The following is a 13,611-nucleotide window of genomic DNA, read 5'->3' on the forward strand; positions in this document are numbered from 1 at the left end:
GCTCGGGTCGACATCTGAACGTCACGCATATCCGCAGCTAGACGCCCTGATCGAAAATCGGCTCTTGACGCCTCGCCCTGCCTGGCCCATAGGTTTGGTGCAACTGTTTGCAGTCCTGAAGGAGTCCCCCACGGTGAGCAGAGTGCTCGTCACCGGCAGCGCCGGACGCCTCGGCCGCAGCGTCGTCACCACGCTCGCCGCCGCCGGGCACGAGGTGATCGGCGTGGACCAGGCCCCCGGCACGCCGGTCGAGGCCGCCGCGACCTCACCGGCCGACCTCACCGACACCGGCCAGGCGTACGAGGTCGTCGCCCGGTTCCGGCCGGAGTCGGTGATCCATCTGGCGGCCATCGCGACGCCGTTCAGCCGGCCGGAGTCAGTGATCTTCCAGGTGAACACCCGGCTCGCGTTCAACGTCTGCGCGGCCTCGGTGGAGCTGGGCGTGTCCGGCGTCGTGGTGGCCAGCAGCCCCACGGTGATCGGGTACGGCGCGCCGGGCGGCTGGCGGCCGTCGTACCTGCCGATCGACGAGGAGCACCCGGCGCTGCCCTGGAACGCCTACAACCTGTCCAAACTGGTGGCCGAGCAGACCATGCGCACGTTCGCGCGGGCGGGCCGGACGAGGATGGCGGCCGTCCGGCCGTGCTTCGTCATCCCGCCCGAGGAGTGGGCGGGCGCGCCCACGCAGTCGGGGCACACCGTCAGGGAGCGGCTCGACCAGCCGGAGATCGGCGGCGTCTCGCTGTTCAACTACATCGACGCGCGCGACGCCGGCGAGCTGTTCGCCGTGCTGGTCGCGGCGTTGCCCGAGCTGCCGGCCGGCGAGGTCTTCTTCGCCGGCGCGGCCGACGCCCTGGCCAGGAAGCCGCTGGCCGACCTGCTCCCGCAGGCCGTGCCGGGCACCGAGGAGCTGGCGGCGGCCCTCACCGGCACCGCTCCCGCCTTCTCCACGGACAAGGCCCGCCGCCTGCTCGGCTGGGAGCCCAAGCGAAGCTGGCGAACCGAACTCAAGGAATCCGAATGAATCTCAGCGGTGTGCTGTTCTTCCCCGTCACCCCCTTCGACGCCGGCGGCGCGCTCGCCGAGCAGGTGCTGGCCGAGCACATCCGGCGCGGCATGGCGCACGGCCCCGGCGGCGTGTTCGTGGCCTGCGGCACCGGCGAGTTCTCCGCGCTGTCGGAGGCGGAGCACGCGCGGGCCGTCCGGGTCGCGGCCGAGGTGGTGGGCGGGCGGGTGCCGGTGTTCGCCGGGGCGGGCGGCCCGATCGGCGCGGCGCTGAACCAGGCGCGGGCGGCCCGCGCGGCCGGCGCCGACGGCCTGCTGCTCATGCCTCCCTACCTGACGCAGGGGCCGGCGCGCGGCTTCGCCGCGTACGTGGCCGCCGTCGCCGCCGAGCTGCCGGTGATCGTCTACCAGCGCGGCCCGGTCGTGCTCGCCCCGGACGCCGCGGTGGAGCTGGCCGGCGTCCCCGGCGTGATCGGGCTCAAGGACGGGCTCGGCGACATCGACCGCATGCAGCGGACCGTCCTCGCGGTCCGCGAGCAGCACCCGGACTTCCTGTTCTTCAACGGCCTGCCGACCGCCGAGCTGACCATGCCCGCCTACCGCGGCATCGGCGTCGACCTGTACTCCAGCGCGGTCTTCGCCTTCGCCCCCGAGATCGCCGTGGCGTACCTGAACGGCGACGAGCGGCTGCTGACCGAGTTCTACGCGCCGCTGGTCCGGCTGCGCGACCAGGTGCCCGGCTACCCGGTGGCCCTGGTCAAGGCCGGCGTACGGCTGCGCGGCCTCGACGTCGGCCCGGTGCGCCCGCCGCTGGTCGACGTGGCCGAGGACCACCTGGCCGAGCTCGACGCTCTGATCAGGTCCGGGCTCGCCCTGGCGGCCTCGTGATCACCGGCCTGCGGACCGAGCTGCGCACGGTCCCCCTGCCCCGCCCGTGGGGCCCGGACGTGCCCGCCAACCACGTGATCGTCTGCCACGTGACGCTGGCGGACGGCCGCACCGGCACCGGGTTCTCCTGGACGCCGCAGATCGGCGCGCACGCCGTCCATGCCCTGCTGGAGCACGACCTGCGCGCGGCGTTGATCGGCCTGCCCGCCCGTCCCGAGCTGGTGTGGGACCGGTTGTGGCGGCACCTGCGCGAGGCCGGCCCCGGCGGGATCACCACGGTCGCGCTGGCCGGCATCGACCTGGCGCTGTGGGACCTGCGCTGCGGCACGGCCGGGCTGGCCGACGTGCTGGGCCGGCGCCGGGACCGGGTCCCGGCCTACGGCAGCGGCGTCAACCTGCACTACTCCCTGGAGGAGCTGACCGAACAGGCGCGGCGCTGGGTGGCCGCCGGGTACCGCGGCGTCAAGATCAAGGTCGGCCGTCCCGACCTGGCCGAGGACGTGGCCCGGGTGGCCGCCGTCCGGGAGGTGATCGGGCCCGACCGGCTGCTGATGATCGACGCGAACCAGCGGTGGGACCTCCACCGGGCCCGGCGCGCCCTGTCCGCGCTGCGCGAGTTCGACCTCCACTGGATCGAGGAGCCGCTGCCCGCCGACGACGTGGCCGCGCACGTCGAGCTGCGCCGCTCGACCGACGTGCCGGTCGCGGTGGGCGAGAACGTCTACACCGTCTACGGCTTCCGCGACCTGCTCACCGCGGGGGCCTGCGACGTCGTCCAGCCGAACGTGGTGCGCGTCGGCGGCGTCACGCCGTTCCTGCGGATCGCCGAGCTGGCCAGGGCGTTCGACGTGCCGGTCCATCCGCACCTGCTGGGCGAGGTGTCCGGGCAGCTCGCCCTGGCGCTGCCGCTGCCGCCGCTGGCCGAGGACGTCGAGGACGCCTCGTTCGCCCGGCTGGGGCTGCTGGCCGAGCCGTACCCGGTGCGGGTCGAGGACGGCGTGCTGCGCGTGGGCGGCCACGCGGGACTGGGGTTGCGATGGGCGTGAGGACGGACCCGGTGAAGGTCGTCCTGGCCGGGGCGACCGGGCACGGGCGGCACCACCTGGACAACCTGCGCAGGCTCGCGGCCACCGGGCTGGTCGAGCCCGCCGGGATCTGCGACGTGCGGCCGGTGGAGCTCGACGTGGAGCTGGGCGTGGAGCTCGGCGGCCCCCTGCCGCAGTCGGCGGACCTGGGCGAGCTCGTCGCCGCCACCGGCGCGGAGATCACGATCGTCTGCACGCCGATCCACACGCACGCCGACCTCGCGGTCACGGCGTTGCGCGCCGGATCGCACGTGCTGCTGGAGAAGCCGCCCGCGGCCGGCCCCGAGGCGCACGCGCGGATCGCCGCGGCGGTGGCCGAGACCGGGCTGGCCTGCCAGGTCGGCTTCCAGAGCCTCGGCTCGCGGGCGGTGCCCGCGCTGCGGGAGCTGATGGCGAGCGGCGCGCTCGGCCGTATCCGCGGCATCGGCGGCGCGGGCGCGTGGGAGCGGCCCTCGTCGTACTTCACCCGCTCGGCCTGGGCCGGACGGCGCAGGCTGAACGGCGCGGACGTGGTGGACGGCGCGCTCACCAACCCCTTCGCGCACGCCGTCGCGACCGCGCTGGCCCTGGTGGACGGCCCGGTCGAGGCGGTCGAGACCGAGCTGTACCACGCCCATCCGATCGAGGCCGACGACACCTCCTGCCTGCGGGTCCGGATCGCGGGCGGGCCGGTCATCACGATCGCGGTGTCGTTGTGCGCGACCGGCCGCAGCGAGCCGTACCTGGTGGTGCACGGGGAGGCGGGGCGGGCGACGCTCACGTACACGCTGGACGAGCTGCGGGTCGAGCGGGCCGACGGCTCGGTGGAGACCACCGTGCACGAGCGCGACGGGCTGCTGGAGAACCTGGTCGCGCACATCCGCACGGGGGCCGAGCTGCTCGTCCCGCTCTCCCGCACCGAGACGTTCACCCAGGTCCTGGACGCGGTGCGGCTGGCCCCCGAGCCGCTGCCCATCGCCGAACGGCACCAGGTCGTGGAGCGCGACGGCGACGGCGCGGTCACTCACCGGTTCCTGCCCGGCATCGCCGAGCTGACCGCGCGCAGCGCCGCGGAGCTGGCGCTCTACTCCGAACTCGGCGCGCCCTGGACAGAGGTCGAGCTGCGGGTGGCGGGCACGCCGGTCGCGGCCTACGAGTGGCGGCCCGACCTGCCCGCCGCCGACTCGCCGCGGCCGTACCTGCATCCGGTGCGCACGCTGGGCGGCGTCACCGTCACCGAGGTGCGCCCCGACGACCACGTGCACCACCTCGGCGCCGGCGTGGCGATCGCCGACCTGGGCGGCGCGAACTTCTGGGGCGGCCGCACCTACGTCAGAGGCCGGGGACCGGCCTGGCTGGACGACCACGGCAGGCAACGGCACGTCGCGTTCACCCGGCTGGCCGACGACGGCTTCACCGAGGAGCTGGAGTGGATCGGCCCCGGTGACCGGCTGATCGCCCGCGAGCGGCGCACGGTCACCGCCCGGCCGGTCGGCGGCGCGTGGGCCCTCGACCTCGCGTTCACGCTGACCAACCTCACCGGCTCGCCGCTGGAGGTCAACAGCTCGGCCACCAAGGGCCGGGCGGGCGCGGGCTACGGCGGGTTCTTCTGGCGCGCGCCCGGCGCCTCGACCGGCCGGACGGCCTTCCCCGGGGACGAGGAGGCCGTGCACGGCAGCCGGGGCCGCTGGGTGGCCATGGCCGGGACCGGCCCGGACGGGCGGGACTGGACGCTGGTGTTCGTGCAGGCCGGCGACGACCCCTGGTTCGTGCGGGTGGCGGAGTATCCCGGGGTCGGTCAGGCGCTCGCGTGGGACCGTCCGCTCGTCGTAACGGACATGCTGACCAGGCGGGTCGTCACGGTCGTGGCCGACGGGCGGCTCGACGGGCCGTCGGTCTCGGCGCTGGCCGCCGCCGCGGAGGCGACGATCGCGGAGGCGACGATCGGGGAGCGCGCGTGACACCCGCTCTTCGGTGAGCCCTCATTCCCGGTTTCCCGGCGGTTCGGCGGGCCGCGGCTAGGGTGCGGAGTCTGTGAACGCACCCGTCATCGCCCGGCCCGCCACCGCCAGGGACCCGTTCTTCGACAACGCGAAGTACCTGGCCATCGTGCTGGTCGTGTGCGGTCACCTGATCGAGGACCAGCGCGACGCGCCGCTCGCCCACGCCCTGTACTTCTACGTGTACGTCTTCCACATGCCGCTGTTCATCGTGCTAAGTGGCTATTTGTCCCGAAATTTCACTTTTTCGGGGGGCAAGGCGCGCAAACTCCTTTCCACCCTCGCCGTCCCCTACCTGATCTTCGAGCTGGCCTACTCGCTCCCCCGCCCGATCCTGTACGGCACGTTCGAGCTGAGCCTGCTCGACCCGTACTACCTCACCTGGTTCCTGCTCTCGCTGTTCCTGTGGCGGCTGTCCACGCCGGTGTGGCAGCAGCTCAAGTGGCCGCTCGCGGTCGCGGTCGCGCTGTCCCTGCTGACCGGGCTCGACCGGTTGCCCGGCGAGCTGGCCATGAACCGCACGTTCGCGCTGCTGCCGTTCTACGTGCTCGGCCTGATGGCGCGGCCCGAGCACTTCGCCCTGCTGCGGCGGCCCTTCGTGCGGCTGGCCGGGTTCTGCGTGCTGGGGCTGGGGCTTTCGGTCGCGCTGCTCGTGCACGAGCGGGTGCCGACCGAGTGGATCAGGTGGCGGCACTCCAACGCGGCCATCGGCGTGGACGACCTCACCGGCACCGCGATCAGGCTGGGACTGCTGACGGCGGGGGCGGTGCTGGTGGCGGCGTTCCTGGCGGTCACCCCGGCCCGGCGCACCTGGTTCAGCGGGCTGGGCTCGGCCACCATGTACGCGTACCTGCTGCACGGGTTCGTGGTGAAGGGCGCCGAGCGGCTCGGCCTCGGGCTGCCGCTGTCACTCCTGCTGGGCGTCCTGACCGCCACCCTGCTGTGCACGCCCTGGGTGCGCCGGCTCTTCCGCTGGGCCGTCGAGCCCCGCATGACCTGGGCCTTCACCCCGCTCCGCCGCCCCGCCTGAGTCGTGCCTGAGCAGCCGCAGCGCGCCCCTGGACAGTGCGACCAGGATGTCGGCGCACTCGTCCAGGTCGGGGTAGCGGCCTTCGAGGTGGCCGATGGCCAGGGCGTTCGTGGCCGCGTTGACGCCCTCGGCGATCATCTCCAGGCGGCGCCGGTCCCGTTCGTCCCCCGCCGTGTAGCCGAGCGCGGCCAGGTCGGCCGCGTGGTGCTCGCGGTAGGCCGCGGCCGTACGGGCGGCGAAGTCGCGCAGCGAGGAGGACGGGTCGTGCCGCGCGCGCAGCTGGATGCGCAGCAGCTCGGGGTGGCGGCAGATCGCCTCCAGCGGGATGCGGAAGGTGTCGCGGTGGCGTTCGAGGTCGCCGGGCGCCTCGCGGGCCCTGCGCCGGGCCTCCCGCATCTCGCCGCGCAGCCGGTCGCCGCTCTCCTCGGCGAGCACCCGCAGCAGCTCCTGCATGTCCTTGAAGTGCACGTAGAAGCTCGACTGGGCGATGCCGGCGGCCTTGGCGACCTTGCCCGTGGTCAGGCCGGTCTCGCCCTCCTCGTCGAGGATGGTCAGGGCCGCCCCGAGCAGCCTGCGCCGGGTCAGGTCCTTCGCCTCGCTCCTGCTGAGCGGTGTGCTGGTCACGATCGCCTCACGGGACTTGTGCCTGATTTCACCGATAGTACTATCGGTGAAATCGCCGAAGGAGAGTCATGGCCATCGATTTCACTCTCGCCCCCGAGCACGAGGAGATCCGCAAGCGGGTCAGGTCCTTCGTCCAGGAGACCGTGATCCCCGCGATGTCCGGCGTGGAGGAGGGCGACCGGGACGCCTACCTCCGCACGATCTTCGAGCTGCGCCGCCGGGCCAGGGCCGAGGGCCTGTGGCTGCCGCACATGCCGAAGGAGTGGGGCGGCATGGGCCTCGGCCACGTCGAGCTGGCCATGGTGCAGTCGGAGGCGGCCAAGACCCGCATCGGCCCGTGGGTGCTCAACTGCCAGGCCCCCGACGAGGGCAACATGCACACGCTGCTCCACTGGGCGGACGACGAGCAGAAGGAGAAGTACCTGCGGCCGCTGCTGGACGGCGTCCAGATGTCGTGCTTCGCGATGACCGAGCCCGAGGTCGCCGGGTCCGACCCGACCCTGATCCGCACCGAGGCGGTCAAGGACGGCGACGAGTGGGTGATCAACGGCCACAAGTGGTTCATCTCCAACGCCCGCCGGGCGAGCTTCGCCATCCTCATCGCGCGCACCGAGCAGGACGTGCCCGAGGGCTCGCGCGGCGCGAACACGGCCTTCCTGGTGGACCTGCCCAACCCGGGCTGGAAGGACGTGCGCGAGGTCGAGACGATGCACGGCTCGACCGGCCACAGCGAGATCGTGATCGAGGACCTGCGGGTGCCCGACAGCGCGATCCTCGGCGGCCGGGGCAACGGCCACCGGCTGGGCCAGTACCGGCTGGGCCCGGCGCGGCTCGCCCACTGCATGCGGTGGATCTCGCAGGCCGAGACGGCGCTGGACATGATGGTGGACCGGGCGCTCAACCGCTACAGCCACGGCTCGCTGCTGGCCGAGAAGCAGGGCGTGCAGTGGCTGATCGCCGACTCGGCCATGGAGCTCTACCAGTGCAAGCTCATGGTCCTGCACGCCGCCTCCAAGATCGACCGGGGCGAGGACTTCCGTACGGAGGTGTCGATGGCCAAGCATTTCGTGGCCAACAGCCTCAACCGCATCGTCGACCGGGCGATCCAGGTGCACGGCGCGCTCGGCTACTCCACCGACACGCCGCTGGCGAGCATGTTCCAGCACGCCCGCTGGGCCCGCTTCGCCGACGGCGCCGACGAGATCCACCAGATGCGCATCGCCGAGCGCACGATCGCGGCCTACCAGGCGACCGGTTCGACGAGCGCGGCGACCGGCGGCCTGCCGCTATAGCGCAAGATATCCCCGCATGACGGGCTGCCAGCGGTTGGCCGGGACGCCCCGGAGCGCGGCCACCGCCAGGCAGTACTTGCTCACGCTGACCGGCCGCACCCCCAGCCCGCGCAGCACCCGGTCCACCAGCGCCCGCCCGTCGGCCGACTTCGACTCCAGCAGCACCCGGTCGCGGCGGGCGGGCACCCGGCGGCCGCCGTCGTGGCAGAGCAGGCCGGTGTCGCAGGTCAGCCGGGCCTGCCCGGCCCGGTCGACGAGCGTGACCCGCCGGTAGTCGGTGGACAGCACGGGCCCGAGCGCGTCGGGCACGACGACGCTCAGCTCGCTGCTCAGCGTGTCGCCGACGAACTCCATGGCCTCGCGGGTCAGCTCGCCGGCCGGTGCGGCGTCGTACGGGATGCGGTGTTTGTCGGTGTTGCCGCGGGTGCCGTTCAGTTTCAGCTCCAGCCACCGCCCGCCCCCGTCCAGGTACGTACGGGTGCGCAGCTTGAAACGGCGCCGCCGGTCCTGCCGGTGCTGGCGGAAGGTCAGCAGGTCGGGCGTGTCGAAGTAGGTCGAGGTGTAGCGGAACTGGCGCAACGCCCCGATCCGCAGCACCGACAACCGGTCACCGAGCACGGCCACCAGCTCGGCCATGGCCGGGACGCTGACCACGTACTTGCGGTCCACCCGCCTCATCAGCTCCGGCACGTCGTCCAGCCCGACCGGCGGCAGCCCGGCCGCGACGCCCGCCATCAGCGCGCCCGCGTCCCTCATGGGGCCACCTCGGCGATCTGGAAGCGCACGTCCACGACGGTCACGTCGCGCACGTAGTCCACCTGGGTGACGACGCAGTGCAGGACGCGGCCCCGCAACCGGCTCTCCAGGTCGGCCCTGAGGAGCTCGGGGTCGGCGTGCACGACGTCCAGCGTCACCACCTGCTGCCTGGTGCGGCCCAGCAGGCGGGGATGGTCGGCGACGTGCACGACGGCCAGCAGCACGCCGTCCAGGAGCAGCGCGGTCAGCGGCAGCTGGGAGGCGATGCCGTTCACCAGCCCGAGGACGATGGCCACGAAGTAGTAGGCGATCTCCTGCTGGGTGATCTCGCTGGACCGCAGCCGGATGATCGACAACACCCCGAACAGCCCGAACCCGACCGCCAGGTCCACCCGCTGGACCAGCAGCAGGGAGACCACCGCGAAGATGCCCACGTTCAGCGCCACGTAGGCGAACAGCAGGTCGCGCCGGTGGTGCCGCCGGTAGTACAGGCCGTAGGCGAGGACGGTGATCGCCGCCAGGTCCATCGCCAGTCCGGCCGTCACGGTGTCTTGCCCCTCGTTCTCATGTCCACCAGCCTGCGGCCCGCCGGTGAGGGAGCCGTGAGGCGCCCATTAGGCGGCTCTCATCCGGTAGCCGGTGCCGCGCACGGTCTCGATCCGGTCGGGGCCGATCTTCCTGCGCAGGTAGCGGACGTAGACGTCCACGACGTTCGAGCCGGGGTCGAAGTCGAAGCCCCAGACGTGGCTGAGCAGCTGCTCACGGGTCAGCACCTGGTCGGGGTGCCGGCAGAAGATCTCCGCCAGCGCGAACTCCCTGGTGGACAGGTCCACCACGCGGTCGCCGACGTGCGCCCGCCGGGTCCGCAGGTCGAGCGCCAGGTCCCCGACCCGCAACACGGTCGGCTCGGGCGTGCGGTCGGCCCGCAGCCGCAACCTGACCCGGGCGAGCAGTTCCTCGAAGGCGAAGGGCTTGGCGATGTAGTCGTCGGCGCCCCCTTCGAGCCCGGCGACCGTGTCGGTCACGCCGCCCCGGGCGGTCAGGATGATCACCGGGATGGCCACCTTCGCCTCCCGCAGCCGCCGCAGCACGGTGAACCCGTCGCTGAGCGGCAGCCCGATGTCCAGCAGTAACAGGTCGAACCCGCCCGAACCGGCCAGGTCGTAGGCCGCGACGCCGTCCGTGACCACGGCCGTGACGAAGCCGTTCCCGCGCAGGCCCTTCTCCAGGAAGGCCGCGATCCTGCTCTCGTCCTCGGCGATCAGGATCCGGTTCATGTCCTGGCCAGCGGCAACGTCATCACGAAACAAGCGCCCCCCGCCGGGACGTCCGCCACTCTCACTCCGCCTCCGTGCGCCTCGGCGATCGACCTGACGATCGCCAGCCCCAGTCCTGCCCCGTCGTGCCCGCCCGTACGTCCCGCCCCCCTGACGAACCGGCGGAAGATGCGCTCCCGGTCGGCGGGCGCGACGCCCGGCCCGCTGTCGCGCACCCACAACTCGGCCCGCCCGTCCCGCACGGCCGACCCGACCGCGATGAGGTCGTCGTCCATGGTGTGGCGGACGGCGTTCACCACCAGCTGCATGAGCGCCTGCGTGAGCCGTTGCCGGTCGGCCGGGATCCGGGCCTCGGCCACCTGGTCGACCCGCCACCGCCGGTCGCCCAGCGGCCGGGCCTTGGCCACCACGCTCACCGTCAGGTCGGCCAGCTCGACCTCCTCGACCGCGAGAAAGCCGGGCTGCTCGGCCTTGGCCAGGGTGAGGAGGTCGTCCACGATCCGGTTCATCCGGTCCAGCTCGTCGGTGACCAGGGCGAGGGTCTCCGCCCGTTCGGCCGGGTCGTCCCCCATCAGCTCCAGATGCCCGCGGATGACCGTGATGGGGGTGCGCAGCTCGTGCCCCGCGTCGTCCACGAACGTGCGCTGGACGGCGAAGGAACGTTCCAAACGGTCGAGCATGTGGTTGAACGTGGCGGCCAGCGCGGCCACGTCGTCGTCGCCGGTCACCTTGAGCCTGCGGGTGAGGTCGGCCGAGTCGCTGATCTGCTCGGCCGTCTGGCTCACCAGCCGCACCGGGGCCAGCACCCGCCCCGCCACGAACCATCCCGCCGCCCCCGCCAGAGCCAGCGCGGCCAGCGCCGACAGCCCGAGCACGCCGACCGCGTCCACGATCTCGCCCCGGTGGCGGTCGTAGAAGACGGCGGCGACGAAATGGCCGGGGCGGGGGTCGGCCGCCACCCTGACCGGGATGACGGCGTACCTGACCGTGCCCTCGACGCTCTCGGTGTCGCCGTAGGCGGGCCTGGTGGCCGCGGCCAGCGCCTTGACCAGCTTCTCGTCGGTGTCGAGCCGGGCCGGGGGCGTGACGGCGGTGATGCGGTCGGCCCGGCCGCCCACCATGGTGAAGAAGGTCTCCCAGCGGTCGGGCGCGTTGATCGCCAGGTAGCCGGTGAGCAGTTCCCGCACGTCGGAGACCGGCCGGCCGTTACGGGGATCGTGGGCGGTGGCGGCGTACCTGCGCAGTTTCTCGGCCTCGTTGGTGAACTCCAGGTTCATCCGGTCGTCGAGGCGGGCGAGCAGGACGGTCCAGGTCGCGAAGATCGAGACCGTCAGGGCCAGGCCGACGACGGCGAGCATCCAGCCCACGATCCGGGCGCGGGCACTCACCCGCATCCGGCTCCCCGCTCAGTCGTCGTCATCGTCGTCGTCGCGGTCGTCATCGTCATCGTCGTCTTCGCGATCGTCATCGTCGGCGTCTCCGCCCGCCCAGGCGCGATGGTGGTCGTCATCGCCATCATCATCGCCGCCTCCGGGCTTCGGCGCGGGCGGCTTGACGGGTTCCGCCTCGGTTCCCGGCGACGTGAACGGCCGTGCGTCGCCGGCCGACGTCCCCGGCGAGGTCGAGACCGTGACGGACTCCCCCAGATCGGGCCCGTCGCCGGCAGCCCGTACCCAGCCGGCCGAGAGGAACCCCGCCGCCGTCAGCGCTACGAGAATGAGCATCACGCGTTTCATGAGGTAGAGCGTCTGCCGCGCCGAGGAGACCACCCTGAGGCCAGGATGAGGAACTTCTCATCCCTTCCCATCCGGCCCGTCGTCATTAGAATCATGTTCTGATACCGGCTGGTCGGTCAGGAGGTTCTCATGCGGGTGCGGGACAAGGTGATCGTCGTGACGGGCGCCGCCGGCGGCATCGGACGGGCGATGGCCCTGCGCTTCGCCGCCGAGGGAGCCGCCGGCATCGTCCTGGCCGACCTGGACGAAGCCGGCGCGAGGGCCGTGGCCGACGAGATCGGCGAGCGGGCGGTGGCCGTCCGCGCGGACGTCTCCGTCGAGTCCGACGTGGCCGCGCTGGCCGAGCCCACCCCGTTCGGCCCGGTGGACGTCTTCTGCTCCAACGCCGGCATCATCGGCGGCTCCGGCCTCGACGCCCCCCTCCGGGAATGGACCTCCCTGTACGCGGTCAACGTCCTGGCCCACGTGCACGCCGCCCGCGCCGTCATCCCCGGCATGATCGCCCGCGGCGGCGGCTACCTGCTGAACACCTGCTCGGCGGCCGGCCTGGTGAGCTGCCCCGGCGACGCGCCGTACGCCGTCACCAAGGCCGCGGCCATCGCCTTCGCCGAGTGGGTGGCCATCCACTACGCCGCGCAGGGCATCAAGGTCAGCGTGCTGTGCCCGCAGGGCGTGCGCACCGGGATGCTGGAACGCGGCGTCGAGGAGGACCATCTGACCGCGCGCGCCGTGGGGGCGTCGGGCGCGATCCTCGACCCCGCCGACGTGGCGACCGCCGTGATCGACGGCCTGGCCGCCGAACGTTTCCACATCCTGCCCCACCCCGAGGTGGCCGACTTCTACCGCCGCAAGGCCGAAGCCCCGGACAGATGGCTAGCCGGAATGTCCGCCTTCATCACCACCCTCCAATCCCCTCCGACCACCTGACCACGGCCGAACTCCTCCACCTCCCGCACCCCGCACCCCGCACCCCGCACCCCGCACCCGGCAAGCGCTCCCACCAGGGGCTCCCCCTCGCCGTCGCCCTTCGCGAAAGGCCCGCCCGACCATGGACCAGCACCTCGCCCGGACCGCCCGCCAAGCCTGGCGCCGCCTGGAACCCGTCCACGGGATGATCTACTTCGTCCCCGAGGCCACCACCCGGTACGCCGCCCTCGGCCTCACCGGTATGTCCGGATATTTCACCTCACGCTCCGCCCCCTTGGGCCCCGCCCCCGCCGACCTCGTCATCGCCACGTTCTACAACTTCAACCCCGACCTCGTACGCCGCTCCCTCCCCTGGGACAAGGTCACCCCCGCCCAGGTCCTGCAGGCCCGCCTCGAAGCCGCCGGAGAAGCCCTCCGCCGGGCCGCCGTGCACGAACTGCCCGACCTCGTCCCCGTACTGACCCTGGCCAGGCGCGCCGCCGAGGCCGCCTGCGACCACCCCCAGGGCCGCCCCCTGTTCGCCGCCCACGCCGCCCTCCCCTGGCCCGACGACCCCGTCCTCCAGCTCTGGCACGCCCAGACCCTCCTGCGCGAGTTCCGCGGCGACGGCCACGTGGCGACACTGCTGGCCGAGGGCATCACCGGCCTCGAAGCCCTCGTCCTGCACGCGGCCAGCGGCGAGGTCGCCAAGCCGTTCCTCACCATGAGCCGCGCCTGGCCCCCGGACCAGTGGGCCCACGCCGAGACCGCCCTCCGCACCCGCGGCCTCCTGACCCCCGACAACGACCTGACCCCCGAAGGCAAGTCCCTGCGCCACCACCTCGAAACCCGCACCGACACCCTGGCCATGCCCGCGTACGGCGCCCTGGGTGAGCCCGGCTGCGAACGCCTCGCCGAACTCGCCCGCCCCTTCGGCCGCCGAGTGGTGGACGCCGGCCTCCTCAAGCTCACCTGATCACCTGCGCCCCGGCCGGCGCCCGATCTACGCTGATCCTCCCGATCCAGGATCCAA

At 72.9% G+C, this 13,611-nt stretch carries 13 protein-coding genes and 1 pseudogene; 8 read left to right on the top strand and 6 right to left on the bottom strand.

Annotation, left to right across the window (positions count from 1 at the left end; genetic code table 11):
* The first annotated feature begins 133 nt into the window (after positions 1-133).
* The 5 genes from AB0J76_RS08370 to AB0J76_RS08390 all read left to right on the top strand — a co-directional run bounded on the left by AB0J76_RS08370 (position 134) and on the right by AB0J76_RS08390 (position 5,987).
* A complete protein-coding gene (locus tag AB0J76_RS08370) occupies positions 134-1,024 on the top strand; it encodes an NAD(P)-dependent oxidoreductase (RefSeq protein ID WP_352319673.1) in 891 nt (296 codons plus the stop codon).
* Positions 1,021-1,893 carry a 5-dehydro-4-deoxyglucarate dehydratase gene (locus AB0J76_RS08375; RefSeq protein ID WP_352319671.1) on the top strand — a complete coding sequence of 291 codons (873 nt, stop codon included), beginning with the start codon at positions 1,021-1,023 and terminating at the stop codon, positions 1,891-1,893. The genes AB0J76_RS08370 and AB0J76_RS08375 overlap by 4 nt, the downstream gene beginning before the upstream one ends.
* Positions 1,890-2,939: a mandelate racemase/muconate lactonizing enzyme family protein gene (locus tag AB0J76_RS08380; protein WP_352319670.1), complete on the top strand. Its 1,050-nt coding sequence runs from the start codon at positions 1,890-1,892 to the stop codon at positions 2,937-2,939. Before AB0J76_RS08375 ends, AB0J76_RS08380 begins: the two co-directional genes overlap by 4 nt.
* Complete coding sequence (locus tag AB0J76_RS08385; protein WP_352319668.1) at positions 2,930-4,918, top strand: DUF6807 family protein; 1,989 nt, start codon at positions 2,930-2,932, stop codon at positions 4,916-4,918. Before AB0J76_RS08380 ends, AB0J76_RS08385 begins: the two co-directional genes overlap by 10 nt.
* Positions 4,919-4,991: 73 nt before the next feature.
* Complete coding sequence (locus AB0J76_RS08390) at positions 4,992-5,987, top strand: acyltransferase family protein (RefSeq protein WP_352319666.1); 996 nt, start codon at positions 4,992-4,994, stop codon at positions 5,985-5,987.
* 447 nt (positions 5,988-6,434) lie between these two features.
* Here the strand turns inward: AB0J76_RS08390 and AB0J76_RS08395 are convergent.
* A pseudogene (locus AB0J76_RS08395) lies at positions 6,435-6,611 on the bottom strand (TetR family transcriptional regulator); the annotation flags it as partial.
* 68 nt (positions 6,612-6,679) lie between these two features.
* Here AB0J76_RS08395 and AB0J76_RS08400 point away from each other — a divergent pair.
* The gene (locus AB0J76_RS08400) at positions 6,680-7,903 is read left to right on the top strand and encodes an acyl-CoA dehydrogenase family protein (RefSeq protein WP_352319665.1); all 1,224 of its coding nucleotides are present in this window, start codon (positions 6,680-6,682) and stop codon (positions 7,901-7,903) included.
* On the opposite strand, the gene AB0J76_RS08405 is transcribed toward AB0J76_RS08400, so the two are convergent.
* From AB0J76_RS08405 to AB0J76_RS08425, 5 genes are all read right to left on the bottom strand, one after another.
* Positions 7,898-8,659, bottom strand: coding sequence for a polyphosphate polymerase domain-containing protein (locus AB0J76_RS08405; protein ID WP_352319663.1), 762 nt, complete (start codon positions 8,657-8,659; stop codon positions 7,898-7,900). The two genes, AB0J76_RS08400 and AB0J76_RS08405, sit on opposite strands and share 6 nt — an antisense overlap.
* Positions 8,656-9,186 carry a DUF4956 domain-containing protein gene (locus tag AB0J76_RS08410; protein ID WP_352319689.1) on the bottom strand — a complete coding sequence of 177 codons (531 nt, stop codon included), beginning with the start codon at positions 9,184-9,186 and terminating at the stop codon, positions 8,656-8,658. The genes AB0J76_RS08405 and AB0J76_RS08410 overlap by 4 nt, the downstream gene beginning before the upstream one ends.
* Positions 9,187-9,273: 87 nt before the next feature.
* On the bottom strand, positions 9,274-9,936 hold the full coding sequence (locus AB0J76_RS08415) for a response regulator transcription factor (RefSeq protein ID WP_352319662.1): 663 nt from the start codon (positions 9,934-9,936) through the stop codon (positions 9,274-9,276).
* Positions 9,933-11,330 (bottom strand): HAMP domain-containing sensor histidine kinase, encoded by a 1,398-nt coding sequence (locus tag AB0J76_RS08420; RefSeq protein ID WP_352319660.1) that lies wholly within the window; start codon positions 11,328-11,330, stop codon positions 9,933-9,935. The genes AB0J76_RS08415 and AB0J76_RS08420 overlap by 4 nt, the downstream gene beginning before the upstream one ends.
* Before the next feature lie 12 nt (positions 11,331-11,342).
* Positions 11,343-11,672 (bottom strand): hypothetical protein, encoded by a 330-nt coding sequence (locus AB0J76_RS08425; RefSeq protein ID WP_352319658.1) that lies wholly within the window; start codon positions 11,670-11,672, stop codon positions 11,343-11,345.
* A 129-nt stretch (positions 11,673-11,801) separates the two neighbouring features.
* Here AB0J76_RS08425 and AB0J76_RS08430 point away from each other — a divergent pair, with 129 nt between their 5' ends.
* Positions 11,802-12,599, top strand: a complete 798-nt coding sequence (locus AB0J76_RS08430) for an SDR family oxidoreductase (protein ID WP_352319656.1) — start codon at positions 11,802-11,804, stop codon at positions 12,597-12,599.
* A 121-nt stretch (positions 12,600-12,720) separates the two neighbouring features.
* Complete coding sequence (locus tag AB0J76_RS08435) at positions 12,721-13,554, top strand: hypothetical protein (RefSeq protein WP_352319654.1); 834 nt, start codon at positions 12,721-12,723, stop codon at positions 13,552-13,554.
* Positions 13,555-13,611: the final 57 nt, after the last annotated feature.

The sequence above is a fragment of the Nonomuraea sp. NPDC049624 genome (genome assembly GCF_040675255.1).
Classification (GTDB): domain Bacteria; phylum Actinomycetota; class Actinomycetes; order Streptosporangiales; family Streptosporangiaceae; genus Nonomuraea.

Excerpts from the sequence above, each read along its gene's own strand:
- AB0J76_RS08435 (WP_352319654.1), top strand. The coding sequence starts at position 12,721 with ATGGACCAGCACCTCGCCCGGACCGCCCGCCAAGCCTGGCGCCGCCTG.
- AB0J76_RS08410 (WP_352319689.1), bottom strand. The coding sequence starts at position 9,186 with ATGGACCTGGCGGCGATCACCGTCCTCGCCTACGGCCTGTACTACCGG.
- AB0J76_RS08400 (WP_352319665.1), top strand. The coding sequence starts at position 6,680 with ATGGCCATCGATTTCACTCTCGCCCCCGAGCACGAGGAGATCCGCAAG.
- AB0J76_RS08405 (WP_352319663.1), bottom strand. The coding sequence starts at position 8,659 with ATGAGGGACGCGGGCGCGCTGATGGCGGGCGTCGCGGCCGGGCTGCCG.
- AB0J76_RS08425 (WP_352319658.1), bottom strand. The coding sequence starts at position 11,672 with ATGAAACGCGTGATGCTCATTCTCGTAGCGCTGACGGCGGCGGGGTTC.
- AB0J76_RS08375 (WP_352319671.1), top strand. The coding sequence starts at position 1,021 with ATGAATCTCAGCGGTGTGCTGTTCTTCCCCGTCACCCCCTTCGACGCC.
- AB0J76_RS08430 (WP_352319656.1), top strand. The coding sequence starts at position 11,802 with ATGCGGGTGCGGGACAAGGTGATCGTCGTGACGGGCGCCGCCGGCGGC.
- AB0J76_RS08420 (WP_352319660.1), bottom strand. The coding sequence starts at position 11,330 with ATGCGGGTGAGTGCCCGCGCCCGGATCGTGGGCTGGATGCTCGCCGTC.
- AB0J76_RS08385 (WP_352319668.1), top strand. The coding sequence starts at position 2,930 with ATGGGCGTGAGGACGGACCCGGTGAAGGTCGTCCTGGCCGGGGCGACC.
- AB0J76_RS08415 (WP_352319662.1), bottom strand. The coding sequence starts at position 9,936 with ATGAACCGGATCCTGATCGCCGAGGACGAGAGCAGGATCGCGGCCTTC.